The 26,496-nt window shown below is 33.2% G+C and carries 21 protein-coding genes and 1 pseudogene; 13 read left to right on the forward strand and 9 right to left on the reverse strand.

Going from position 1 to position 26,496, the window contains the following annotated elements:
• Positions 1-118: 118 nt before the first annotated feature.
• Genes IPH11_08660 through IPH11_08680 form a run of 5 tightly spaced genes read right to left on the reverse strand, consistent with a single transcriptional unit; the run spans position 119 to position 8,975 of the window.
• Entirely contained in the window at positions 119-1,495 is a 1,377-nt protein-coding gene (locus IPH11_08660; GenBank protein MBK6913727.1) for a sigma-54-dependent Fis family transcriptional regulator, read from the reverse strand.
• Positions 1,485-5,057 carry a protein kinase gene (locus tag IPH11_08665; protein MBK6913728.1) on the reverse strand — a complete coding sequence of 1,191 codons (3,573 nt, stop codon included), beginning with the start codon at positions 5,055-5,057 and terminating at the stop codon, positions 1,485-1,487. Before IPH11_08665 ends, IPH11_08660 begins: the two co-directional genes overlap by 11 nt.
• Complete coding sequence (locus IPH11_08670; protein MBK6913729.1) at positions 5,054-6,328, reverse strand: ABC transporter permease; 1,275 nt, start codon at positions 6,326-6,328, stop codon at positions 5,054-5,056. The genes IPH11_08665 and IPH11_08670 overlap by 4 nt, the downstream gene beginning before the upstream one ends.
• A gap of 1 nt (position 6,329) precedes the next feature.
• The gene (locus IPH11_08675; GenBank protein ID MBK6913730.1) at positions 6,330-7,316 is read right to left on the reverse strand and encodes an ABC transporter permease; all 987 of its coding nucleotides are present in this window, start codon (positions 7,314-7,316) and stop codon (positions 6,330-6,332) included.
• A gap of 6 nt (positions 7,317-7,322) precedes the next feature.
• Positions 7,323-8,975 carry a hypothetical protein gene (locus IPH11_08680; protein MBK6913731.1) on the reverse strand — a complete coding sequence of 551 codons (1,653 nt, stop codon included), beginning with the start codon at positions 8,973-8,975 and terminating at the stop codon, positions 7,323-7,325.
• Between the two features lie 92 nt (positions 8,976-9,067).
• Between IPH11_08680 and IPH11_08685 the strand changes: the two genes are divergently transcribed.
• Entirely contained in the window at positions 9,068-9,817 is a 750-nt protein-coding gene (locus tag IPH11_08685) for an ABC transporter ATP-binding protein (GenBank protein MBK6913732.1), read from the forward strand.
• Complete coding sequence (locus IPH11_08690; GenBank protein ID MBK6913733.1) at positions 9,814-10,593, forward strand: ABC transporter ATP-binding protein; 780 nt, start codon at positions 9,814-9,816, stop codon at positions 10,591-10,593. Before IPH11_08685 ends, IPH11_08690 begins: the two co-directional genes overlap by 4 nt.
• 14 nt (positions 10,594-10,607) lie before the next feature.
• Here IPH11_08690 and IPH11_08695 read toward each other — a convergent pair whose 3' ends face one another.
• The 4 genes from IPH11_08695 to IPH11_08710 all read right to left on the reverse strand — a co-directional run bounded on the left by IPH11_08695 (position 10,608) and on the right by IPH11_08710 (position 15,902).
• Entirely contained in the window at positions 10,608-13,265 is a 2,658-nt protein-coding gene (locus IPH11_08695; protein ID MBK6913734.1) for a T9SS type A sorting domain-containing protein, read from the reverse strand.
• A 30-nt stretch (positions 13,266-13,295) separates the two neighbouring features.
• Positions 13,296-14,393, reverse strand: coding sequence for a hypothetical protein (locus IPH11_08700; GenBank protein MBK6913735.1), 1,098 nt, complete (start codon positions 14,391-14,393; stop codon positions 13,296-13,298).
• A gap of 453 nt (positions 14,394-14,846) precedes the next feature.
• On the reverse strand, positions 14,847-15,002 hold the full coding sequence (locus IPH11_08705) for a hypothetical protein (GenBank protein ID MBK6913736.1): 156 nt from the start codon (positions 15,000-15,002) through the stop codon (positions 14,847-14,849).
• 276 nt (positions 15,003-15,278) lie between these two features.
• Entirely contained in the window at positions 15,279-15,902 is a 624-nt protein-coding gene (locus IPH11_08710) for a hypothetical protein (protein MBK6913737.1), read from the reverse strand.
• Between the two features lie 482 nt (positions 15,903-16,384).
• Here IPH11_08710 and IPH11_08715 point away from each other — a divergent pair, with 482 nt between their 5' ends.
• The 11 genes and pseudogenes from IPH11_08715 to IPH11_08765 all read left to right on the forward strand — a co-directional run bounded on the left by IPH11_08715 (position 16,385) and on the right by IPH11_08765 (position 26,390).
• Complete coding sequence (locus tag IPH11_08715; GenBank protein ID MBK6913738.1) at positions 16,385-16,561, forward strand: hypothetical protein; 177 nt, start codon at positions 16,385-16,387, stop codon at positions 16,559-16,561.
• Positions 16,562-16,581: 20 nt separating this feature from the next.
• Positions 16,582-16,719 carry a hypothetical protein gene (locus tag IPH11_08720; GenBank protein MBK6913739.1) on the forward strand — a complete coding sequence of 46 codons (138 nt, stop codon included), beginning with the start codon at positions 16,582-16,584 and terminating at the stop codon, positions 16,717-16,719.
• 136 nt (positions 16,720-16,855) lie between these two features.
• Positions 16,856-18,649, forward strand: a complete 1,794-nt coding sequence (locus IPH11_08725) for a hypothetical protein (protein ID MBK6913740.1) — start codon at positions 16,856-16,858, stop codon at positions 18,647-18,649.
• Positions 18,650-19,012: 363 nt separating this feature from the next.
• Positions 19,013-19,150 (forward strand): hypothetical protein, encoded by a 138-nt coding sequence (locus tag IPH11_08730; GenBank protein MBK6913741.1) that lies wholly within the window; start codon positions 19,013-19,015, stop codon positions 19,148-19,150.
• A gap of 429 nt (positions 19,151-19,579) precedes the next feature.
• Positions 19,580-20,095 (forward strand): class IV adenylate cyclase, encoded by a 516-nt coding sequence (locus IPH11_08735; protein ID MBK6913742.1) that lies wholly within the window; start codon positions 19,580-19,582, stop codon positions 20,093-20,095.
• 24 nt (positions 20,096-20,119) lie between these two features.
• Complete coding sequence (locus IPH11_08740; protein ID MBK6913743.1) at positions 20,120-20,326, forward strand: hypothetical protein; 207 nt, start codon at positions 20,120-20,122, stop codon at positions 20,324-20,326.
• Positions 20,327-20,341: 15 nt separating this feature from the next.
• Entirely contained in the window at positions 20,342-21,142 is an 801-nt protein-coding gene (locus IPH11_08745; protein ID MBK6913744.1) for a hypothetical protein, read from the forward strand.
• Between the two features lie 462 nt (positions 21,143-21,604).
• Complete coding sequence (locus IPH11_08750; GenBank protein MBK6913745.1) at positions 21,605-22,105, forward strand: rubrerythrin family protein; 501 nt, start codon at positions 21,605-21,607, stop codon at positions 22,103-22,105.
• A gap of 66 nt (positions 22,106-22,171) precedes the next feature.
• Positions 22,172-23,485: an OmpA family protein gene (locus IPH11_08755; GenBank protein MBK6913746.1), complete on the forward strand. Its 1,314-nt coding sequence runs from the start codon at positions 22,172-22,174 to the stop codon at positions 23,483-23,485.
• Positions 23,486-23,533: 48 nt separating this feature from the next.
• Positions 23,534-23,941, forward strand: a complete 408-nt coding sequence (locus IPH11_08760; protein MBK6913747.1) for a hypothetical protein — start codon at positions 23,534-23,536, stop codon at positions 23,939-23,941.
• Positions 23,942-24,055: 114 nt separating this feature from the next.
• A pseudogene (locus tag IPH11_08765) lies at positions 24,056-26,390 on the forward strand (GH92 family glycosyl hydrolase).
• Positions 26,391-26,496 lie beyond the last annotated feature (106 nt).

Raw genomic sequence — 26,496 nt, forward strand, 5'->3', positions numbered from 1 at the left:
ATAGATTTTGGGATCGGTATTTTTTACTCGGTTGCCAAATCAAAAATATTGAATTGTAAAGATATATTACAATTAATAATGTTGAAAATGTGTGGATAAAGCGAAAGAAGTAATAAAACTATTTAAACAATCCATCTAATCGTGGACGAGAAATACCGAGAAATTTAGCAGCCCGCGATTTATTGCCATGAGTTTTTTTCATTACTTCCTCTGCAAAAATTCTATTAAGTTTCTTTAAATCAACTGCTGTAAAATTTAAATCAAGTCGAATAATTTGTTGTGGAATTAGTTCGTTGTTATTTGAATTGGAGATATTAACCGAGATACTGTTTAAAAGATTTTGAAAGTCATTCATCGTTAACTTATTATCATCACACAGTAAAACAGCCCTCTCAATTGAATTTTTTAATTCGCGTACATTTCCGGGCCAGTGATAAGCAGTTAAGAATTGTCTGGTTTCCAGGTCAATTTTTTGAATTCGTTTACCAAACTGTTTGCTAAATAATTTTACATAATAATTCGCGATAGTTATAATATCTGCGACTCTTTCTCTAAGCGGAGGTATTTCAATTGCAACAACATTTAGGCGATGATATAAGTCTCTTCTAAAAAGATTTTTTTCAACCATTCCTTCCAAATCACGATTAGTTGCTGAGATAATTCTTGCATGAATTGGTATATCCTTAGTTCCTCCTAATCTTCGAATTATTTTCTTTTCTATTGTGCGTAAAAGTTTTGATTGCATTGTATAGCTTAAATCGCCAATCTCGTCTAAAAATAAAGTGCCCTTTCCTGCAAGTTCAAATAAGCCGTATTTTCTTACGCGAGCATTTGTGAATGCCCCTGGCTCGTATCCGAAAAGTTCTGACTCCAATAAATTTTCCGGAATGGACGTACAAACTATATCAATGAATGGGTAGCCGCCTAATTTACTTTCATTATGAATCGCACGGGCAAGAAGTCCTTTGCCGACACCGGTCTCGCCTAAGATCAGAATATTTGAAGTACTTTTCTCAGCAACTCTTCTGCTTAGAGAGATAGTTCTTTTCATAATTTCAGAATTTCCAATCATCGAATGAAATGAGTGCTCGCTTAATCCAAAGCCCCTATGAAATCTATCTTCAGTGATGTACGAGTTATTTGAAATTATCTCGTTTAAATAGTCAATAAATTTGTAAAGCTCATAGGGAAGTAGATAAATTGAATGAAAACCCAGCTTAATCAACGAGCTGATGACTAAAGCATTAGCGGTTGATGAGCATATAATAATTTTGTTAGTGATAGTGTTTTTAATCTTTAGTAGGCTTCTAAATAAAGTTGATTCTGTCGAGGAAATATTAAATATCAGTATATCGTTTGCTTCCGGTATGAGTGCCCCCGGTACAGAGGAAATGAGTTCAACGCCTGGCAAAGATACTTGCATGATCGCTGAACGCACAGATGAGTAATCATCAGTATCGGAAAATATTTTAATCTTTACTTCTTTATCCGCCATTTTGAAGAATTGATTTTGTTATCTCAAAAGCATTTGACACAGATTTTTTTTGGTAGTAAAAATTTCTTATGCGCTGATTAGAAATGTTTTCGAGTAAATATTTTAAAGTAGAATAAGCATATTTTGAATAATGAATTGCTTTTGAAATCTGTCCTAATTCTTTGTAGCAAAGTGCTATTTCAATAAGGATTTTCCACGTAAGTTCCAAAATTTTTTCATCATTTAATAAACTTAATGCAGATTCAAAATAGTTTAATGCTAATGCTGGTTTTGCCGCATTTAAGTTTTTAGTTATTCTTCCTAAAAAATACTCTTTTTCAGCATTAAAGAAAATATTATTTGCAATTATACCAATATATTTTTGATCCTTTTGCTGGGATAGTGCAGATTCGCTTTGATTACACTTGATTAAGTTTTCAACACTAAAATTCCAGGCTCGCAGATAATTTTTCTTATCTCCATTTTCAAAATACCAGTTGGCAACTTCTGAAAATGCAGGGATTAAATTATTTTCTTCATTGGAAAAACCTTCTAATGCTTTTAGAAATTTTAAATGATTTATACTCCTATTTGAAAAATCTTTATCCTTGATAAAATTCTCGTATTCCAAAATCTTTCTTGAAAGCCCGTTTCGATCGCCAAGAATATAATTCAAATAACCGTCAAGGAATCGGGCCTCACATACCTCTTCCTCCATACTTGCCTCTTTAAATGTAATGATGATTTCATTCAACCACCTATCTATTACGTTAAATTCATTGAGATCGATATATAATTCACTGAGATTAAGTTTCGCAATTGCATCCCCCACGTTATCGCCAAGGCTAAGAAAAATTTTTCGTGCTCCTTCAAATTTTTCAAGAGCATTTTGATGATCAAACATATCGTGATAATAAACGCCATAATTCAACATCTGATTCGCTTCTTGCACTAAACTTCCAATTGATGAATTAATATTTAAAGCTTCATTCCAGGCTAATTCTGCTTCTTTAGTATTTCCCGTGAGATTATGCAAATTGCCAATGTTATTTAATGTATTTGCTAATCGGCTTACAATTTTTGACTTATTAAAATATTTTGCGGCAGATAAGAACTGATTCATTGCCTCTTGAAAATTATTCTTGAAGTTTACATGAATAAGAGCAATTAGATTATGAGCCTTTCCTTTATTTTCATTACTTGTGCTTGGGTCTTGAATTATTTCCTGGCAGATTTCCAGCGAGGACTCAAAATTGTTTAACTCATATTCTGCATTAGCTAGTTCAACATGTATTATTTGCCTCGTTTGTTTTTCGTTGATGATGTTCAACATAGAAAGAAGAACGTCTTTACCTTCTTGAGCTTTATTTGTTTCCGTAAGTGATTTAGCTTTCATTAGCCATAAATACGAGAACTTTGCTTTCTCAGAAATGTCTTTTTCTAATTTCTCAATCGAATCTAATGTAGCAGAATAATTTAGCAGCAAATAATTTTTTTCTGCAAGCAACGAAAAGACATAAAATTGATCTTCATTAGTTAGATGCAATTCGCTCAATTTATTAAGCAACTTTACCTGGTAAGAAAATGCAGAAATAGATTCAGCATTTTCAATTTCATCTTTATAGAGAGAAAAAACAGCGGGGGTATCTCCAGCTAATTCGAAATGGCGGGCTGTTTCCAACTTATTAAAATCCGAAAGTCTTTCTCTGATTTTATTTCCGATATTTTTGTGAAAAGCTTTTTTATCTTGAATGGTCTCATAAACGAATTTTTTTATTCCCGCAGTAGTAAAAGCAATGTAATTGATAACCTGATAATTTTGAATGACGTTTTGATAAAATAATTCTGTAAGGATATTTTCAACCACCTTTTCGGACATCCCGGTTAGTGCCTGCATTGATTGCACATCAAGATTTATTTCAAATGATGCAAGAATCTGTGCGAAGTTTTTTTCCTCCTCACTCAGTGAGGCAATCCTTAATTTAAATATTTCGGATTGAGAGCCATTTAGAATTTTATCAACTTCATCATCTGCCTGAATGCTTATCCCTTCAGCGGAGAACTTTAGTACCCCCAGAAATATTGAATCACTTATAAAATTATTTAAGCTCCCGGGTAATAAATCTGCATATCTGAGAATAATTTTTTCCAGCTCAGTTTTAGGAAATAAACTGAAAAAACTTTGATCTATAAACTCGTGAAGCTGAACTGAAGTAAAAGAAGACAAATCAAGTTCAGTAATATTATAAAGTTTTTTAACTTTTGAATCAATGCCCGAGTTATCAGTGAGAATTATTTTTGCACCATTCACCTGCAAAAATGGAATAACTTCCTGGAAAAATTCTAAGTTGAATTCATCCAGTTGATTATAATCATCAATCACAAGCATCAGTTGAGTTGACTTTGCAATAGATACTAACAAAGTACGCAGTTCAGAAGTATTCTTTCTATTTTCTTTGCCAATGAATTTTGCCAGCTCAGATTTTAATGAATCACCAATAGACGAATAAACATTAGGGCTGTATAAAATTCTATTAAACACAAATCTTAGAAATTCTTCGCCGGTTTTAGTAATACCTGCTCTAATTACAACAGCATTTTCAAATAGATACTCTAATTCACTGACAACAGAACTTTTACCAGCTCCATCAAAACCATGCAAAGAGTATGTCTCCGATATCTGGCTGTTACTTAAAAAATTTCGGATAATATTTATTATATCGCTTCTTCCGGTAAAAATTGATGCCGGTTGAAAATCTTTTGCCATTAAAGAGTCAACCTGAATATTAAGTTTACCCAAAATTTGTAATGAATTTTCGAATCTTTTATCCGGATCTTTTTCAAGTAAACGAGATATTACTTTTGAAAGCCCGGGAATAATTTCTGTTTGTCCAATTGTAAAATCCTCTTCGATATGTGCTTTGTATATTTCAATCTCTGATAACTTGCTAAAGGGAAAATTTTTAAAGACAAGCTTATAAAAAAGCATGCCCAGTGAGTAAAGATCAACCCGGTGATCAAATGGTTTGTTCTGCAGAAGTTCCGGAGCGATATACTCTGCAGAACCCCTGCGTTCCTGCAAATTGACTTCAGACTGTTTTGCAGCGAAGCCCATATCTATTAGTATTATTTTTGCAGTGCGATCTTCAATCCTGCAAAGTATATTTTCAGTTTTCAAATCAAAATAGATATAGTTTGAAAGGTGAAGGTAAAACAATGTTGAACATATTTGCTTTATTATTTCTTTAAGCAGGGTGGGATCATCTGAAAAGTCTATATCACCAATTGTATTCCCGGGAAAATATTCTAATGTAAAAAATATACTTCCTGTTTCGACATCAAAATCTGTCGGGTCGCAGTTCAATATAGTTGAGAATTCAAATGCTTTAATTATTCCCGGATGGTTAAGTTTTTTCAAAGTAAAAAATTCATTTCTAAAAATCCTTCGTTCACCCTCGTCGGCATCTTTTGATAATACTTTTAATGCGATATCTTTTTCAGAAAATTCAAGATCGGTGCAAAGAAATACCCGGCTCCTGCCCCTTCCTAATTCTTGCTTAAGTACATATCGTTGATTGATCATAATTCTAATTTCTTTTTAAGCGATGAATTTATTTTGCCTGCGATATCATTCGCTGAATAAAGTGTCAAGATTAACATTAACGACGGAAAAACTATCATCCACCAGGCGTGAGATAAATAGCCTTGTCCATCTTCTATCATTTTCCCCCATGATGGATAACTGTTCCCCGCACCAAGACCCAAATAGCTAAGCGCCGATTCTGCAAGTATGACATTCCCGAATTGAAAAACAAGATTTACAATCACAGAGGTTAAAATAATTGGAAATATTTCTTCTTTCATTAAGGCAGGGGCAGATAATCCAATCAGCTTTGCAGAAAGAAAGTAATCTTTATTTTTGATTGCAATCACTTCGGATCGAACTATTTTAAAGAGACTCATCCATCCCGAAATACCGAGCACAACTATAACGGACAGGATTGATCCGCCAAACAAAGATAGAATTAATATGATTAAAAAAATTACCGGGAAAGCTAAAAACATATCGGTTGTATGATTTAATATTAAATTAATAACTCCTCCTTTATAACCGGCAATAAAGCCGAGTGTAATCCCCAGTACAAAAGTAATAAGGACGGCGGTTAATCCGATAAATAAAGAAATTCTCGTTCCATAAATTATCCTTGAGAAAATATCCCTCCCATATTCGTCAGTGCCTAATAAAAACAAAGTGGATGAAACAGCACAAAAATCATCTAACTTTTTCCCTGGTATATCAATAACTATTTTACTTGCTGATTGATAGCAAAGAAGCTGTCCTTCGATTTTAATACTGTCGGCGTAAATAATATTCGAATCAAAGGAATTCATAATTGATTTGTTCTTTAGAGAAATAAATTTTTCATTTGGATTTTGCCCGGGTTCTTCCTGATTGAAAATATGAATTTTGATTTTAGATTCTAAAGGTTTTAAAAGTTTGGTGACTGAAATGTTTTTTTGAAAATCAGGATGGAAGGGAGCAATAATGGGAGCGAAAATAAAAAATGAAAGTATCACAACTACAACAACTCTGCTTAATGAAATATTTAGATTCAGCCAAACAAGCTTTTTTCTTTTAATTATAAAAAAGAATAAGATAACAATTATCATAATTGAAGAAATGAAAACATCAACCATTGAAAAGCTTAATTGATTGAATGCAAAATCAACATCATAAAAAAACAGCTCAATAAATTTATAAAAAAGAATCAACCCCGCACCGATTTTTCCAATTGCAAAAAAAATGATTACTGATAAGTATAATATTGTAAAATGATAAAGCTTCAAATTCATTTTAACCAAGCATTTCTTTAATCATACGTTTATCCAGCTTGCCTTTTATCAGGTCAGCTAAAAAATTACTTAGAATAATTAGCACACCCGAAATAAAGACGCAGCCAATTACTAATGGATAATCTCTTTGAAGAATAGCATTTACTGTTAACCTCCCCATTCCCGGAAGAGAAAAAATAACTTCAGTAATTAAAGTGCCTCCAAGCAATATTCCGAGTTCTACACCCGCTGCAGAAATTAATGGTGAAATAGAATTGGGAATGATGTGTTTTAGAATTATTGTTTTTTCCCCAACACCATTTGCACGTAAGTTCGTGATAAAATATTTTGTTGATATTTCCTTCATATTATCCGAGGCATATTTATAAAAAAGCGCTGTGCCTCCTAATGAAATTGTGAACACGGGAAGAACTAAATGATGAAGATAATCAAGCAGCTTTCCTATAAAATTATATTGGTCGAAATCGAATGATTTGATTCCCGAGGAGGGAAATAGTCCTGTTAGGTCTGAAAATATCATCAGTAAAAAAACACCCACCACAAATGAGGGGAGAGCAAAAATGAAAATACTTGCAGAAGAAAAAAACTTATCAAGCTTTACTCTGCTTTTCTTTAATACAAAACTTGCGAGAAGTATTCCGATAAAGATTTGAATTAGAAAGCTTAAAAATGCGATCACCGCTGTTAAGGGGAGATGCCTGAAAATAACAGTTGAAACGGGTTCACGAAAACTGTATGATACTCCGAAATCTCCCCTGATTAAATTCGTTAGGAAATTTTTATACTGCAGCAGGATGGGCTCATTCAATCCAAATGAAGTGTTTACCTGCTCGGCAAGGGCGGGGTTTAGATCGGGGGAAATGAATTTTTGTGTAAAACTTCCGGGCGATATTCTTAAAAGTATGAAGATCATCGTAATCAATAAAAACATTACCGTGATTGATGATAACAATCTTTTAAGCACTAATTTCACCGGAGTGTTTGTCATGTTGATCTACTTTTCAAGATTCCATTCCCAGCATTGATGAATAACGCCGAGCGGATCAATGGAAAGGTTTTTGATCCTTGAATTGTAAACGACAACATTATCAATCCAGTAAAGGAATATAACAGGCTGATCTTCGTGCATTATCATTTCAAATCTGTGAAGTAAATCAATATATTTTTTTTCGCTCATTGAAAAACCAAGAGCGTCTAATATTTGATCTGCCTCCTTATTTGAATAACCGACTATATTTAAAGGACTTTCATCAAGATCAGAATACCAATAGGGCTTTAATTCAATTGGAATTGGAACTGACCAACCCGCCATGAATGCATCAATTTTTCTTGACATAACATTTTCAATGAACACTCCTAATTCCAAAGTTTGAATTTGAACATCTACCCCTGCCTCACGAAGATTATTCTTTATAACAGTTCCCGCGAATTCCCGAAGAGGGTTACCCGCCGGTACAAATAATTTAATTGAAAATTCTTTACCGTTTTTTTCAATGATCCCATTATTATCCGAATCTTTCCATCCCTGTTTTTTCAAAATATTTTTTGCCTCTGATAAATTATATTGGTAGGGTGAAATAGACGAATCGGATGAAGTATTAAAAATATTTGTAACAGGGCTGTAAGCAAGCTGACCATAACCACCAAGAAATTCAGTTAATATTTCCTGCCTGTTTACAGCCATAGTCAAAGCTTTTCGGATTTCTTTATCTCCCCAAAGCGGGTGGGGTTTAATTTTTTTAGTGCGGTTATATTCTTCATTGTCTATGTTGCTTAAACCAATAAAATCATACTGCCTCCCTTTGATTGGTCCAACAGAAAAACCTTTTAACTTTTTAAAATTATTTGCGTCCTCACTTTTTATGTCTTCCAGCAAATCTACTTCTCCGCTGCGTAGCTGACTTATTCTGTTGTTGTAATCAGGGATAATTTTAAAAATAAGATCACTAATATTTTTTTTATCGTATAAAAATGAAGTGGAATCCGAAGTCAGTATTATAGCTGAGTTTCTATCCCAGTTTTTTAACTTAAAGGGTCCATTGCTTACGGGCTTGAAATTAAATTCTGCAGTCGGCAGATCGCCTCTTTTATATTTTTCTAAAATATGTTTTGGAAGAAGAGGAATACCAATGTCAAATAAATTCGGATTTGAATGAGGTTTAAATCTGACAATCATTTTATAGGGAGAAATTATTTCAAATGATTTATTTATATCAATGTGTTGGTTTTCTTCGGTATAAAAATTATCGAACGTTCCGAACAGTCTGCTCTCAACTGCAGGATCGGAATAAAGATCAAAAGAATAAATAACATCTTCAGTTGTGAGCATCTCATTGTCGGTCCACAAGATATCATTGCGTAATTCAATTGTCAGCTCGGTACTGTCGTTATTCCAACTCCAGCTTTCTGCTGCCATCGGATAAGAAACAATATTCGATTTTGAATTATCCCATCGGTGCTGAACTAAGGATAAAAAAAGAAGTTCGACTATATTTGATTCTGTGCCGGAAAATGAATAGAGAGGGTTTAAGGATTCGATGTCTTCTCCAACCGCAATAACTACACGATCGTTTATTACAACAGATTCATTTTGACAAGATGAAAAACCAACCAACAATGCTGCAATAAAAATCAAGATGTATTTCACGGTGGATACAATCCTTTAAAAGTAAAGTTTATATGTTTACTGTTAATTTATTATTTTGTTGAACAAAACCAAAAATCAATTCTATTTTCAGAATGCTTAAAGTCGCTCTTGATAAAATATTTCTAAAGGGCAGCAGCCAAAAAAAACTGCTCCTTCAGAATATTAATTTTACCTTACCTGCAAATCATATTTTTACAATCATTGGTAAGAATGGAAGCGGAAAAACTACTTTAGTAAAGGCATTGACAAAATTACTGGATGAAATATATTTTGAAGTAAACGGTAAAATCATTTTTGAGAATGAAAATCTTTTTTTAGCTGCCGATGATAAAATGAATGTGCTTCGGCTCAGTAAAATAAAATATGTTTTTCAGGATGCTATAAATTGCTTTGACCCGCTGAAAAAATTAGGATATTATTTTTCGTTAATTGATTGCGATAACTTTGAAACTGAAAAAACTTTAGAATACTTTCGACTTCCTTCCCGTAATAAAATTAGTTCAATGTTTCCTTATGAATTAAGCGGCGGAATGGCGCAAAGACTAATGTTTGTGCTGGCTTTAATCGCTAATCCTTCGCTGATAATTATGGACGAACCTACTTCCGGGATAGATGTCGGCGTTGCAAATCTTTTTTTGCTCAAGATGAAGGAGTTCATCTCTCAAGCTGATCATTCGATTTTAATGATTACACAGGATATTGATTTTGCCGTAAAGGCTGGGGGAAAAATTGCGTTATTAAAAGATAACAGTTTATCTGAATTTGTACCGGCAGAATCGTTACTCAATGAAGTAAGTATTAACGAGGACAATTTATTATCAGCATACAGAGAGTTGCTGTGAAAACTATATTATCCGTTAAAGAATTGACTTACACTGTGAATGATATTTCTGAAAAGAAAATTATTCTCGATAATATTTCTTTCACTCTGGACGAAGGAAAAATACTCGGCATCGCCGGAGAATCCGGAAGCGGTAAAACTACGCTTGCTAAAATTTTATGCGGCTTAAATATTCCTGATTCAGGCGAAATTATTTTTAATACTTCTGCAGAAGGAATAAAAAACCGCATTCAGATTTTATTTCAAAATAACGGCGAGTTATTAAATCCTTACCGTAAAGTAGAAAATATTTTAAGCGAGGCATTAGCGATTGGAAGAAAGAAAAACAATCAATCATTAGAATTGAAAGGGCTGATGCAAATAGTGGATATTGAAGAAAACCTTTTGCAGCGCAGATGTTATCAGCTAAGCGGGGGGCAGCAGCAGCGCGTGGCGCTTGCAAGAATACTTGCCGTAAACCCAAAACTCATTATACTCGATGAACCATTCTCCGCACAGGATCCTGAATCTCAATTAAACTTTCTAAATCTCTTTAAAAAGATTAATAAGGAATTAGGCACTACGCTAATTTGCATTGCACACAGTCTTAAAATTTTAAGAAAACTTGCCGACGAAGTAATTATTCTTTACAAAGGCAAAATAGTTGAACAGGGAAAAACAGAAATAGTTTTTTCTTCACCGCAGCATAAGTACACAAAGTTCCTGCTGAAAGCCGAATCCTACGATTTGAAGTATGAAGATATTTTGAATGATACCCTTAAACGGGAACTTCAGTGACTAAATAACGAAAATTATTTTAACACCATCATTTTTTTAACGGTTGTATTAAAAGCCTCAAGCTTGCAGAAATAAACCCCCGAAGCCAAACCTGCAGCGTCAAAATTAACTTCATATAAACCTTTTTCCTGATTTTCATTTACCAAAACTTTTACTTCCTCGCCAAGTATATTTAAAATAGAAAGTTTAACTTGATGATAAGCTAATATTTCATAAACAATTTTTGTCGTTGGATTAAAAGGGTTGGGGAAATTGTTATACAAGAAGTCTGTTTTGGGCGGGGTGAAAAAAAATTCCTCCCCCATATTCAAGGAATCAACTTTTACGATGCTTGACCAGATATCTTCACCGGTGTAACTAACAGCAGTTTCGTAAGACAAAATAAAATTATCGTCATAACAATCAACGCTGATCGGACGTGATTCGAAAGTATAGTTATCTTCAGGATAATTATACAAATGATAAAACTGGTTCTGGCGATAGTTATCATTTGCATAAAATGCGAATGCTTTTGACTCTTCATTAATAGCCAGCAAGGTTTTTTTGTTCTCAAATTTCAGAATGTTGTACTTTAAAAAGGATGAAGTAGAATTTATGGGATCAGTGAATTTATATATGCCGCCGTCATTGTATCTCCTTACCAAATTGTACTGGTTATAATCTTTTTGAAATAAAATAACTGCATTTAATCCATCATTTTTGCAAACAAGGTTTAAATAATATGAATCTAAATAAGAGTAATCAATTGTAAATTGACTTTCAACTAAATCACCATATTTGTTATAAGATTCTCCGTAAATAGCCTTATCTGTAGTTATAAGCGAATCGTAATAGTATTTCCATGTTAATAATATATTTAAAGAAGTGTCTATCGAAACTTTAATGGGATTAAAGGATATATTGCCGGGAGTTTGTTTTATCGTTTTGGAAGAAGAAATAAAAGTTAGTTCTGAGTTAATGCGCCTTATTGCTGCATAATCATTATCATACCAGCAGAATAATAATTCATCGTTATTATTTATACCAAAAGAAAAATCATCTTCCGGATAGGAGGTGTTAGTTTTTACAAATACATTACTTCCTACTTTTTCTCCCGTTGTACTTACACGCTGCAGATAAAAATTTGAAATGTAGCTTTCGTCCTGGCTATTAAAACCAATGACAAAAGTTCCATCTGAAAATGAACCAATAGATTTTTTTATCTCTAAAGTTTCTGTGTTCGTCCCTTCATTTATCCGGATGTTTCCCCCGATTGGATTGAACAATGGATCATAAACCTGTGCATATAAATCTTTGCCGCCGTTGCGCTGATCTTCCCAAACTATAATAGATTCTCCTTTGTTATTGAATTTTACTAAAGAGTTTTTTTGATCGGCGTTTGATGTATCATCATTTATTTTTTCAAATTCATTTGAGGAATAAAAATTACTTGCAAATTTTTGAAAGCCAAGATCATAATTACCCACGTTCGAATAAACTGCTGCAAGATAAAAAGAATCATTTACTACATTGGTTAAACAATGACTGAATGGCAGGATCGGATAATCCGTATTAAAATGAAATATAAAAAAGGAATACTTAAGCTCTCCCAAGATGTTGATCTCTACAGAAAGAGCATTTTGGTAATCCCCAAAAACCATATAGAAAGTACTATCCCGATCCGTAGATATATCTATTACTTTCAATCCAGAACTTGTGTATGTAATATTAGAAATATTAGAAAATGAATTTGTATTTGAATTGAAAATCCTAAATTTTATTTTACTAAAATTTTCTGATGAAAGTCTTTCGAACCAGGCAATTAAATAGTTTCCATTATTTAAAGCTTTTATTTGTAGATCACCAATAAATGAAGTTACACTACCGGCGGTGAAAATAATATTGCTTCCTTCTCTACTGCCATTAGAATTTATCTTCTGAAGAATTATTTGTATAGAATCGCTTTTTGATGAATTCCAGGCAACATAATAATTACCGCCCCCATCCACATCAATTGAGTTTCGCCATTCAAACAAAGGAAATAAAATCGAAGAATCATTAATAATAGTATTATTATATGACAGATTATTTGAGGCACTAACAAACCTCGAATAAATTCTGTAAGAGGATGTACTGTATGCTACCCAGGTGATTACAAATGATCCATCAGAATTAACAGCAACATCGGGTGAAGAGGCTATACTATTTTCACCCAAATTAATATTGATACTTGAACCTATTTTCTGTCCAATGTTGTTAAATCTCTGTACCTCTATATTATAAGCATCCCGAACCCAGGCAATTACAAAATCGCCATTAACATTCGCATCTATTGCCGGAGTGAATAAGGAAGTTTGGGTGCTATCATTAACCTTAATATTATCTCCGATCCTTTCTTTATTTTGGTTATAGAATTGACAGTAAATACTATAATCATTATGGCGTTGATCAATCCACACAAATGCAAAGTTACCCTCTCCATCAATTGCAGTTCTTATTCCGGACTGATCAGCCCCATATTCGCCCTCGGAAGAATTAACCCGGAAAGCATCTTTTACAATTACGGCTTCAGATGTATCGCTTAATATTGTGTCCTGCTTGTTCGTCGGTAAACTTTGAGATAAACTTACATCTGAAAGCGAAATAATTATAAAGGTAATATTCAGTATGATGATAAAATTTATTTTCCTCATAATAAATGTCCCTTTCAATTTATGGACAAGTTAAAAATAAAAATTCAATCCCAGACCAACACGGGTAGCAAATTCCGACATCGAAATATCTGTGACATCTGTAATCGTCTGATACTCGCTGACATATCTATAATCATAGTTAGAACTTAAAGATGAATATATGAACCTGATGTTTGAAGTTAGTGATAAAGATTCGTTAAAGAAGTACTCGGCGCCAAATCCAAAATTAAAATGCCAGGGGGAATTCAATCCCTTGAGGTATTCTTCAATATTATCTTCTGAAGTATAACCCGGATCTACAGGCGGGAAAAAATTTTCAATTTTATCTTCAACTATTGAAAATTGTTTGCCGGCACCTGCAAGTACGAACGCACTGACTTTGCCTTTTATAATATCTTTAAAATAATATTTTAAGCCTATGCTGAAATCAAACAGTTTTAATCCCATTGTAGATATATTTCCATAACTATATGTAGTGTCTGAATAGCCATTGTGTGTCTCATATCTTGATTCAGCAAACGAAGAAGAGTAAGATACATCTAAAGTTACCCGTAAATTTTTTATAAGGAGATAAGTAAGCTGCGCCTCCATATTCGTTTCGTTTCTTGAATTAATATATGTGTATAAATAATCGTCGGGCTGTACTTTTCGAATAACGGTATAGTAATTCCCCGAATAATACGGCACATACAAAACACCAAAAGACCAGTCATTTTCTATCGGACTTATTTTTTTATCAAAGACTTCTTCAATTTCAATTACTCTATCCTTCTGATCAGTATTCTTTTCTTTAATCATTGATAATCTTTTTAATTCATCGCTTGCTTGTCTCTCATTATCTAATCTATCCATCCTTTCAGAAATATAATTTTCTATCTCATTCATATCATTTTTATAACCGCCATCTTTAGAGTAAATATCGCCCATATTCTGCAAACTAATTTTATCTATTGCAAGAAGAATAACAGACTCGGTCTGTTCATTCATATAAATAAATTCAACCTTCGACTCATTAGCTTTTGTGATAAGGCAGGGATAACTTCTCCCATCCATTAAAAAGATTGTATCAGGGTAGGGATTTTGTGCATAGACAAAGAAAGGAAGCAATACCAACAATAATGTTTTCATTAGAGACTCCTCTGAAAAGTGTAGAAATGATTTTTTAGAAATAAATAGATTAAAAGAGAAAACAGGCTGCGTGATGAAGTAAAATGAGGAAAGAAATAACCCGGCGATTTTTTTAACGGAGGCTTAAACCATAACATAGAAACAAACAAAACAAAACTCACATATTCCAAATTACGCCCACAAATAAATTGCCCAATAAATAATTAAACCCGAAAATATCGCAACTGCCAAAAGTTGTTAATTATTTTCCACTTCAAACTTAGACTTATCATTCTAAAATCCAAAAAGCAAATAATAAAAAATTGTGGTAGAAATTAATCCCCATTAGACCGAGCCAAAAACATACTCTTTTATTTTTTACCCGCCCGCAATAGATGATGAAGATGAAACTCCGGTTAAGTTCACACTTGAGCAGAATTATCCCAATCCTTTTAATCCAACTACAAAAATTCGCTATTCAATTCCATCTGTCATCCTGAGCTTGTCGAAGGATGAGCATGCCTGTGGCTTTGCCATCGAAGGATGAGCATGCTTGTGGCTTTGCCATCGAAGGGTGAGCATGCCTGTGGCTTTGCCATCGAAGGGTGAGCATGCCTGTGGCTTTGCCATCGAAGGATGACGCTCTCGTACAACTCAAAGTTTAGTTTTAAATTCAATAGTACGCTGATCAGACTGATTATTTATGATTCATTAAGATCATAAAAAATCATGAGCATCATGGCAATGCCATCAGTGAACCATTGTACTGCTGTGTTTTTCTCCCATTCTTAATTAATAATTTTTTACTGTTAATTAAAAAGGCGATCAGCTTTTTATAACTGACCGCCTTTTAGGTGATTGAACTGTTGTTCATTTTTAACTTAAGTTTTTTTTAGGGGGGTTATTTTATCCGACTATTACTATTAGAGTGGGGGAGACGATACCTATTTCCTGATTCTTAATTACAAGTACATTAAAATACTCGCGTCTTTCAGGAGCGCCATTTAGATTGGCACGTTCATCCAGATACCACGGGGTAACAGATGTAGCAATAAGCACAGGATTTGTTTCAGTGCCGCGTTTACAATAGATATTGTAAGCATCAGCTCCCTGCAGCTTGCAATGGATTTTTACCTTATTAAGAGGCAAGCTTTGTGCTTTTATAGTAGCCTGCAAATCATTAGGATTAGGCTCAGGATTAGAATTTTCGATACCGAGATCCTCACCAATTGCTAATGTGTAATTGGGGCTTGCCTTCATCAAATTCACCATTTTCCTAACACCGCCCGGTTGATTTAATGCGATCGCTCTTTTAGCAATTGCATCTTGAACACTTGAATGAAAGGATGTTTCGGTTGATTTTTGTGTGGCGTAAGCAGTGCGCATATTCGTTATTGCTGTTAATAATGCTGTCTGCTGTGCCGGAGAAAGACCCAGCGCTGCTGAGTGTGAGGGCAGCTTCGTTGCGAAGTTTTCTGCCCATGTATCTTGCCCGTCATAAGTAGGGGGCAAGTAAGTTGAGTGTGACATTTTATAACCTTTTTTTTATTATTAAATTATTTAGTCCCTCAAATTAAATTTCATTGCTAGCATTATGATCTTTAATTGACGAACAATTTAGAAGCACCAATAACTGTGCCAAACCAATTTTTAGTAAAATTTAACTCTTAATAAATCTGTATATTACAATATTAGAAATTAATTAGGGTATAAAAACTGATAAAAATCGAATAATTTCAAAAAATAATACAATTTAATGATCAAGAAATTCAATTAAATACGGCTGAAACCCAAGTAAACACCACTGAAACCCAAGTAAACACCGCTGAAACTTAAATAAATGCTTCTGAAACTCAAATAAACGTGGCTGAAACCCAAATAAAAGCTGCTGAAACTCAAATAAACGCGGCTGAAACCCAAATAAATATTCATAAAATTGCAATAAATCTATTTGCAGCGGGAAAAAACAAAATTATTTCTAAAAAAAACCAGGATTATTTCTTTTAAAAATAATGGCTTGTGCAAAAATTACCTGTAAATATTTAACTAATAGCAATGCCAAAGCAAAAAAATTAGAAAAATATCTTAACCAACCAACAACCACCACAAACAACCCACCACCACCAACCCACCACCACCAACCCACCACCACCAACCCACCACCATCAACCTATAAAATAATCAAATAAGTTTTAAGAATTATTTGACATTGGCAAAAGCAGTTAATAAATTAAACCAAACAAATGAGGATGTTTTTGTGGAATTGGAAAATAGTATAGAAAATTTAGGTAAACTTGTTTTGAAGACAAGAACGGGAGTAAAAAGTCCTCTTGATAACATTCTCTAAATATGGAATGATATCCTGCAAAAAGATTAGAAAACAGAATGAAAATTAAATTTTTAACGGTAGATAACATTCCCCCCGTCGGAATGTTATTAAGCAATTAGGCGGGTTAAGTAAGAATTATATAGCCAGAGGTATTATGGAAACAATTAAAGCATTTATCGGTCATAGTTTTGATGATAGTGACAAAACAATCGTTACAAAATTTCTTGAAATATTTAATACTATAAGAGATCTGAATATATCTTTCAGTTGGGATCATGCAGAAAAAGCTGAAGTTGATATTTTATCAAATAAAGTGTTGCAAAAGATGAAAGAGGCTAACACATTTATTGGTATATGTACTAAAAAAGAAAGAGTGATAAAGAATTTGCAGCTGAAGAAGTCTATTTTTAATCAGAACCATTTTCATTTAAAAAATGAAGACTATGAGTGGAAAACATCTGATTGGATAATACAAGAAATTGGTTGTGCTTTTGGTCGAGAAATGAAAATAATATTATTAGTTGAAACTGGTTTACGGCAACCTGGTGGTCTACAAGGTAATTTAGAATACATCGAATTTGAGAGAGAAAATCCTGAAAAGGTGTTCAAGAAAATTTTGGAAATGATACAAAATTTATTACCCAAAGTAGATAAAGAAATAGTTACTGTTTCTGATAAAAAGGAACAGCCATTAGTTATGAAGGAAACAGAATCCATTGAAGAATCGAAAGAAAAATATCAAATAGAAATAAAAAATGATTGGAGTAAAGATGAATTTTTGAAAGGTTTGATCGGTACAATATTACTCAAGGATGACGATAGAGTAAAAGAAATAATTGAAAAATATACTATCAAATATTGTCAAGATAATAGAGAAGACATGCAAGTTTTTAAAGCTAAATCACTTTATTATTATTATGTCTTGGGGAACAAAAAAGATAGTTTAGAAGAAATGAAACAGATACTTAAAGAATATCCAAATAGTCATGAAATTAATGAAATGATTGGAGAAATATATCAAAGATGTGAACAATATGATTTTGCTTACAATCATTTTTATGCAGCCTATCAAAATTGTGAAGAAACTAAAAAAAAGATTAAAAATTTATCTTCAGCAATAATAAGTTATCAGAAAAGTGAAAAAAAAGATTATAAAGATTTTGTTGCAACTTTGCTTTCTCTAGATGAAAATGGAACATTTAGAGAAATATTCTATAGCACTATTTCTCAACTTGCTAAGTTGCAAAAGGATGATTATTTGTATTTTCTTATTCTGGAAGCCGCTTTAAATGATTTTCCATTAAATAGCACTTTTAGATTTGATCTTGCTTATAGATATTCTGAAGTAAATAATAATGAAATGGCATACTATCATTATAATTTTCTCACAAAACATTTTGATGAAGGATCATCTTATTGGAATAATTATGGCGTAACTGCTTCTCAGTTAAAGTTTCCTAATAAGGCAATCAGTGCCTACCGTAAATCAGAAGAACTTGGCGAGACTCTGGCTATGAGCAATATTGCCTACAAATTTATAACAGAAGGTTTTTTTTCTGAAGCCGAACTAATCTGTAGAAAAGCATTAGAAATTAAAAATTATGACAAACATGTTCTTAGTGCTTTATCACAAATTGAAACTAACAAAACAAATGAAATTGAAAAAGAGAACAAATTGCTTGAAAATGCTAGATTAAAAAGAATTAATATGTTACAAATATCAAAAGGATTATTACTAAAACAAGTTAAAGAAATTAATAAATATTATCAGCATCCAGATTGCATATTAGATGTTATTATAAGGAACGATAGTATAAAATTTAGTGGTACTTATAGTCAAAAAGATCTAATTTCCACTTTAATTTTTCAGAATACTAATCCAAGTATTAATTGGAAATTATATACGAATATAAAATTGAAATTGAGGGGACCATATTTTGCCATTTAATTGATGGTAAGTATTCAAACAGCAAATCCGATGTAAAATCAGAAGACAAAGTTAAAAATATGAAAGATGTAATAATGGTCATTAGTTCAGATATGAAAATAATTGAAGTATTTGAAAAATATAAATATGAAAAATTATTTGAATTGATTCTTAAAGAATAATTATGGCAATATAACCAGACTGTCGAAAAAGTATAGAATCGGTAGTTAAAAGATTGCAATGGTTCGAAAGTTTAAATAATTTCCTGAAGTCAAAATTGTAAATAATTATTAGCGTTCGTTTTCAAAGCTAGATTGCAGTTATGGGCGGCGGCTTAAAAACAACTACGTTAGCCCGCAAATTGTATACTAAAAGGTTATAAAGTTGATAAGTCAAAAGAAAATAGATGACATCGAAACCCAGATTAATCAAAATGGATATTGGGAGATGAAGAATGAATGGCGAATATCAACTGTAACAGTGATGCGAATTGAACAAATAAAAACGAATAACATAATTTAATTACAAAGTATCCGTAAAATGTGATCAGGAATTTATTTGCATTTGCCCTGTCTTATCGCGTGCAATCGAGTTTTTAGAATTGTATGAAGATTTAATCCAAAAGATTTGGGCTTCAAATGGTTGGCCATCGTGGTCAACAAAAAAACAATTATAATTTGGGTTTGCGGGCTAACCCGTGGCTATTGACGACCAATAGATAGTGAATACAAAAGAAAAAAGATTATTTGATGTTTGGTATTTTGGGAAAGAGCATAAAAATCCAATGCTCAAAAAGAGTTATTAAAAAAAAGAAAATGGAAATCTTTCTTCACTAAAGGCGGGGTTAAAAAAATAATTTATTCAGTGGTATTGCCATCAGAAGTCTATTAAAATTACTTTCATTCCTGATCAACTAATTTCTTTACATTACAAATCATTTCTTCGGTTTATATGCAGCACACAATTATTGAAATAAAAGCGCGATCAGATAATCATTCTGAAATCAGAAAAATATTAAAGGACAATCATGCTGATTTTATTGGTACGGATCATCAGATTGATACTTATTTCAAAGTGAACTCCGGAAGACTTAAACTCAGGGAGGGTGAAATAGAAAATCATTTGATCCATTATCAAAGAGAAAACAAATCCGGTCCGAAAGAATCTGATGTAACTCTGTTTAACTCAAATCCCAAATCTTCTTTAAAAGAAATTTTGACTAATGCTTTAGGTATACTTACTGTTGTAGATAAAACAAGAGAAATTTATTTTATTGATAATGTGAAATTTCATTTAGACAGCGTAAAAGATTTAGGAACTTTTGTCGAAATTGAAGCTATCAATAAAGAAGGAACTATTGAGAAAGATAAACTTTTTGAACAGTGTAAATTTTATCTTGATCTTTTTAAAATTGCCGAAGATGAATTGATAAAAGTTTCTTATAGCGATATGTTAATTCAAAAGTAATTTTTTTCATAAAGGATAATCAAAATGGATGATGACATTTTTGAGGATGGTGCAATTTTCGATGAAGAGGGCAACCCGATAAATCCGGATTTAATTCCCAAACCGGGGCTATGCCTGCTTTGCAAATTCAATGATGTTGATGATGCAGAAGAAAATATCCTTTGTAATCTCACCAGATACGATCAAAGAAACGAAGAAGAATTTAACTGCGGCGCATTTGAATCTAAATAAGATGGAGTGAGCTAAATGAACGAACTTAATTTTATGCACGAAAATATTTCCGGCATCTATAATTACTGCGATCGCTGGTGTGAAAAGTGTAAGTACACAAATCGCTGTCTGCTTTTTAAACAGGAAGCCGAAAGGGAAATAAAACACATTTTAAAAGATGAAGATAACCCCGACGTGTGGGTGAAAGATGCTGCAGATGATTTTCAGGAAGCATCCGAACAGGTAAATAAATTTATGGATGAAGAAGATGAGGAATATGAAGAGTTTGGAAAAGATGATTTTGATTTTGATGATGAGAATGACGATGACTTTGAGAGAAACTTTCTTAAAGAAGAAATTGCTGATGATGCGCGACCCTCAACATTTTTGAAGAGTGCTGATAATCCTTTAATCTTACTATCGGAAAATTTGTTTAAAGACTTTTATAATTATTATGATCGTTTAAAATTAAAATTTCCCGATGAGCTTGAAGAAAAAAATCCCCAAAGTCCTTTGCAGCAAAATTTAGATATACTCGGCTGGTACACCCCCCAAATACATGTAAAAATAAGAATGTCTTATTGGAACAAACATAAATTTTTAAAATCAAAAGATCCTGAAATTGCAGAGATAGATAAAGATATATTCAATGTAAGTGCACGAATTGCTTTTATTGGAATTGAAAATTGCATGACAGCTTTACAATTTCTTTATCAACAAAAACCCGAATTTCAATCGGAGACTAAATTCATTCTAAATACTGTTCTTCAAATTAAAAATATTTTCATTGAAGAGTTTCCCGCTGCACAAACTTATAAACGACCTTACTTTGATTGATTAGCTGTTTTGAACAAAGCACATCTGTCCAAAATAATTTTTTTGAAAAAATATTGAATGTTTTTGCCTAATTCTAAATGCCATGGTTTACTAATTGAACTATGAAACCGTTGAAACGGTTAATCATTCTTCGATTTACATTCTCAACGGGATTTCCCAAGGGGATGGCAAGCCAAATCCCGTTGAGAACTTAAAAAATATTTAACTGCCAACCGTTTTAACGGTTTGCTCTTCTGTATAATCAACTTGACCTATGGGTAATAGGGATTGATTTTAGTTATATAAAAATCCTTCTCAATACAATTCGATTTTAATTTATTTTACTGATATTAAAATTATTTTGACAGCAGTGGAACAAAGCATTTTTTTCAATTATTAGAAAAAAATCATTACGTTTGAACTGTTAATCGTCCGAAATATTTTTCCGGAGTATTTGGAAGCATTAAAATCAGGAGAGACAGAATGCCCGCCACAAAAGAAAACCTCAACGAAGCTTTCGCAGGTGAAAGCCAGGCTAACCAAAAATATCGCGCCTTTGCTAAAAAAGCTGAGCGCGATGGCTACCCAAACATCGCAAAACTTTTTAACACAGCCGCAGAGGCAGAAAGGATCCATGCCGAAGGACATTTCACTGCTTTAGATGGAATCGGTTCAACAGTTGAAAATATTAAAGCAGCAATTGACGGCGAAACTTACGAATACACAACTATGTATCCGCCAATGCTTGAGCAAGCCGAAAAAGAAAATCACAAAGCAAAGCGAATGTTTAAATATGCCGTTGGTGCCGAAGATGTTCATGCCCAACTTTACAAACTTGCACTTGTCGCAGCAGAACAAGGCAAAGATTTAGATGTAACAGAATTTTATCTTTGTCCTGTTTGCGGGCATATTGAATTTGGCAAGCCTGAAAAAAACTGTCCGATTTGCGGAACGCTTGCCTCTAAGTACATAAAAGTTGCTTAAGAAATAATAGGAGTTATAAACTTAAAATCTAACCACAATATTTTAATAATTTAAAAGGGGTCCAAGATGAAAAAACTATATTTTGTTTTTTTCTTAATACTTGCTATCGGATTTACACAAACTACTCAAGCCCAATTTTTAGATAAACTTAAAAAAAAGACAGAAGAAAAAATTAAAAGCGAAGGCGAGAAAAGAGTTGATACGAAAATAGATGAAGGGGTAGAAAAAGGATACGATGAGGTTGAAAAAGGAATTGAAAATACTGATGAAGAACAAACACAGGAGGTTGATAATTCTAAAACCGATCAGCAAAATCAAAATGAACAGAAAATTGATAACGTAAAAACTACTGACAACAAAGAACCACAAGAAGATCCAAAGTTCTCAAGCTCAACTCAATATGATTTTGTACCCGGAGACAGAGTAATACTATTTGATGATTTCAGTCAGGATGCAGTTGGAGATTTTCCTGCATTGTGGACGACAAATGCGCCGGGAGAAATAAATACTATAAATATTGCTCCGGGAAACTGGTTTAATCTAAACAGTACTGACGGAAATTATTTTCTTTTAAAGAATATAGAATTCCCAAAGAACTTTATAATTGAGTTTGATATAGTTCCGAAAAAAACTGGTGGAAGAATTGCTGCCGGGCTTTTGCTTTACGGTGAAGATAAGTATAAGGAAATGGACAATGATCCTCATCCCGGGCTAGGCGGTGTTATGCTTTCAATTGAAAGAGAGAACTGGAATACGTGGGGGTACAAAAAAGGTGAAAAGGATATGATAATCGGCAAATCTGCTGTTAAACCGGTTGTCGCTGAAAAAGTGAATCATGTTATAGTTTGGGTTCAGGGAAGAAGACTTAGAGTTTATCATGAGGGAGCCAAAGTTATTGATATGCCTACCAATATTTACGATGGCGTTAAACTAAGCCGACTTTGTTTCAGATTAAGCCGTGGCGCTTCTTCCGGATCGTACATTTCTAATTTAAGAATTACTGATGCCGCACCCGATATTCGAAACAAGCTTCTTACCGAAGGCAAACTGGTTAGTTATGGAATTTACTTTGATGTAAATAAAGATGTTGTAAAATCAGAATCTTATGGAACCATAAAAGAAATAGCAAAAGTTCTTACAGACAACCCCAATGTTAACATTAAAATTGTCGGGCACACTGATTCTGATGGTGATGATAAATCAAATTTAGATTTATCAAAACGCAGATCTGCTGCTGTAAAAAATGTTTTGGTAAAAGAGTTTGGAATTGATGCATCAAGAATTGAAACCGATGGTAAGGGTGAGGGTGAACCTGTTGCTAAAAATGATTCTGCTATAAACAAAGCTCTTAACAGAAGAGTTGAGTTTATCAAATTGTAATACTAATTTATTTGAGGGGGTTGTTTAATAACAGCCTCCTAAATGAATATGAAAAATCTTTACAAACACATTCTTTGGTGGTTCGCTTTTCCTTTTCTCGCAATATTTAATGCAGCTTTACGCGAGCTTATTTATAAAAAGCCACTGGGCGATTTAGCTGCTCATCAAATTTCAACAGTAACAGGAATTCTTTTCTTTGGAATAATTTTTTATTTCATCTTCAAAAAATGGAAAATTGAATCTGTAAAACACGCTATTCTTATTGGGCTAATCTGGTTAGGATTAACTATACTTTTTGAGTTTGGATTTGGGCATTACGTTATGGCCAATTCCTGGCAAAAACTTTTTCACGATTATAATCTTGCAGAAGGAAGAGTTTGGAGTTTGTTTTTGCTGTGGATAACAATAGCTCCTTTAGTTTTTTATTTTCTGCTTAAAAAGGAACCCGAGAAATAATATATTAGCATCATATCATTATAAATCCAACCTGCCTAATTTTATTTTTTAATGTTCATTATAGTTTCGACTTTTAGACTGAAAATAATTTATTTTAATTCATCTGGTCAATAAATGAAAAAATTAATTCTGATTCTGTATTTATTTCTGTTATCGAACATCGCCTTTCCGCAGCAAAAATTTATTGATTTTGTAAATCCCATGATCGGGACTGATGATATGGGGCATACATATCCGGGCGCAACAGTGCCGTTTGGTATGGTGCAGCTTAGTCCTGAAACCGATACAATACCTTATTCACTTGGGCAGGGGTACAACAAAGATGTTTACCGATATTGTTCCGGCTATCAATTCAAAGATAAAACGATTGTTGGATTTAGTCACACACATTTTTCCGGAACCGGGCATTCTGATCTTGGTGATTTTCTTATTATGCCGACCACCGGCGAATTGAAATTAAACCCCGGAACAAAAGACAATCCAGATTCCGGTTATCGAAGCCGGTTCAATCATCAGACTGAAATAAGTACACCGGGTTATTATTCTGTTTTTCTTGATGATTATAAAATTAAAGCTGAATTAACGGCAAGCGAACGAGTCGGTTTTCATAAATATACTTTTTCAGATTCTTCATCTGCAAATATTATTCTTGATATGCTTTCCGGAATTTATAATTACGATGGAAAGGTAATATGGTCGGGTATTCGTGTTGAAAATGATACTCTGGTAACAGGCTTCCGTCAAACACGGGGATGGGCACGTACAAAGTATATTTACTTTGCTATGATTTTTTCAAAGCCAATTAAAAACTACGGCTATAAAAATGATGAGAAAATAATTTACAATGGCTTTTACCGCAAGTGGAATGAGCAGGAAAACTTTCCTGAAATGGCGGGGGCAAAAGTTAGAGCTTATTTTAATTTTGATATGAATAAAGATGAACCCCTTCAAATAAAATTTGCTGTCTCAGGAGTTAGTACGGATGGCGCATTGAATAATTTGCTTACCGAAATACCTCATTGGAGTTTTAATAAAACAAAACTTGAAGCCGAAAATAAGTGGGAAAAAGAATTAAGTAAAATTGAAATCACATCTGATGACAATCAAAAAACTATTTTTTATACGGCTCTTTATCATTCATTCTTAAGTCCAACTTTATATATGGATGTTGATAGTACCTATCGCGGCATTGATCAGAATATCCACAAAGCAAATAACTTCTCTAACTATTCAACTTTTTCTTTGTGGGATACTTATCGGGCACTTCATCCTCTATTTACAATTATTCAACAGCAGCGAACTAATGATATAATTAATTCAATGCTTCAGCATCAACAGCAAAGTGTTCATAAAATTCTTCCCGTGTGGTCGCATCACGCAAACGAAAACTGGTGCATGATCGGTTATCACGCCGTTCCGGTTATTGTTGACGCATTTATGAAAGGCATTAGAAATTTTGATGTCAATAATGCTCTTGATGCGTGCAATCTCAGTGCGACTTACAATAAGTATGATGGTATCGGTGAATACTTAAAATACGGCTATGTCCCATTCGACTTAAATTCAAATTCTGCATCGAAAACTTTAGAGTATGCTTACGACGATTGGACAATTTTTAAAATGGCTGAAAGTCTTGGCAAGAATTCTTTGGCTGCCGAATTTAAAATTCGTGCAAAGTCTTTTGAAAATATTTTTGATCCTAACATTAAATTTATTCGTCCGAAAAATTCCGACGGATCCTGGTTCTCTCCATTCGATCCGCTGAGCACCGAAGGGCAGGGGTTTATAGAAGGTAACTCGTGGAATTATTCTTTATACATTCCCCACGATGTAAAAAAGCTAATCCGGTTTTACGGCGGTAACAATAATTTTATCGGGCATCTTGATTCATTATTCACCTTCGGTTTAGATGAATCACATTTTCAGCATTCCGAGGACATAAGCGCTGCAGGAATTATGGGCAATTATGTTCACGGCAATGAGCCGAGTCATCATGTTGCTTATTTGTATAATTATGCCGGCGCTCCCTGGAAAACTCAGGAAAGAGTTCATCAGATTGTGAAAAGATTTTATAGAAATACCAACGATGGGCTTTGCGGTAATGATGATTGCGGACAAATGTCAGCGTGGTATGTTTTTCAGTGCAATGGGTTTTTATCCTGTTTGCCCCGGCACAAATGAATATGTTATCGGCAGTCCTGTCTTAACTGAAGCAGTTATCAATTTAGAAAATGGAAATATTTTCAAAATTAAATCTGAAAATCTGAACGATAAAAATATTTATATTCAGTCAATGCTATTAAATGGAGAAAAGTATGATAAACTATTCCTCCGGCATGAAGATATAATCAATGGCGGTGAGTTCATTTTTATTATGGGACCGGAACCAAACAAAAAATTAGGACAGGATGAAGAGTCAATGCCTTATTCATTGAGTGATGAATTTTAATATTCTATTCGGCATAAGTAACCGATAGCATACTAAAAGGGGGGTTACTTCCTGTAGTCTTAATTGTGTTCGTTTTGAAATTGACTTTTGCTTTTGCGGGAATATT

The organism is Ignavibacteriales bacterium, from assembly GCA_016709155.1.
Taxonomy (GTDB): Bacteria; Bacteroidota; Ignavibacteria; order Ignavibacteriales; family Ignavibacteriaceae; genus JADJEI01.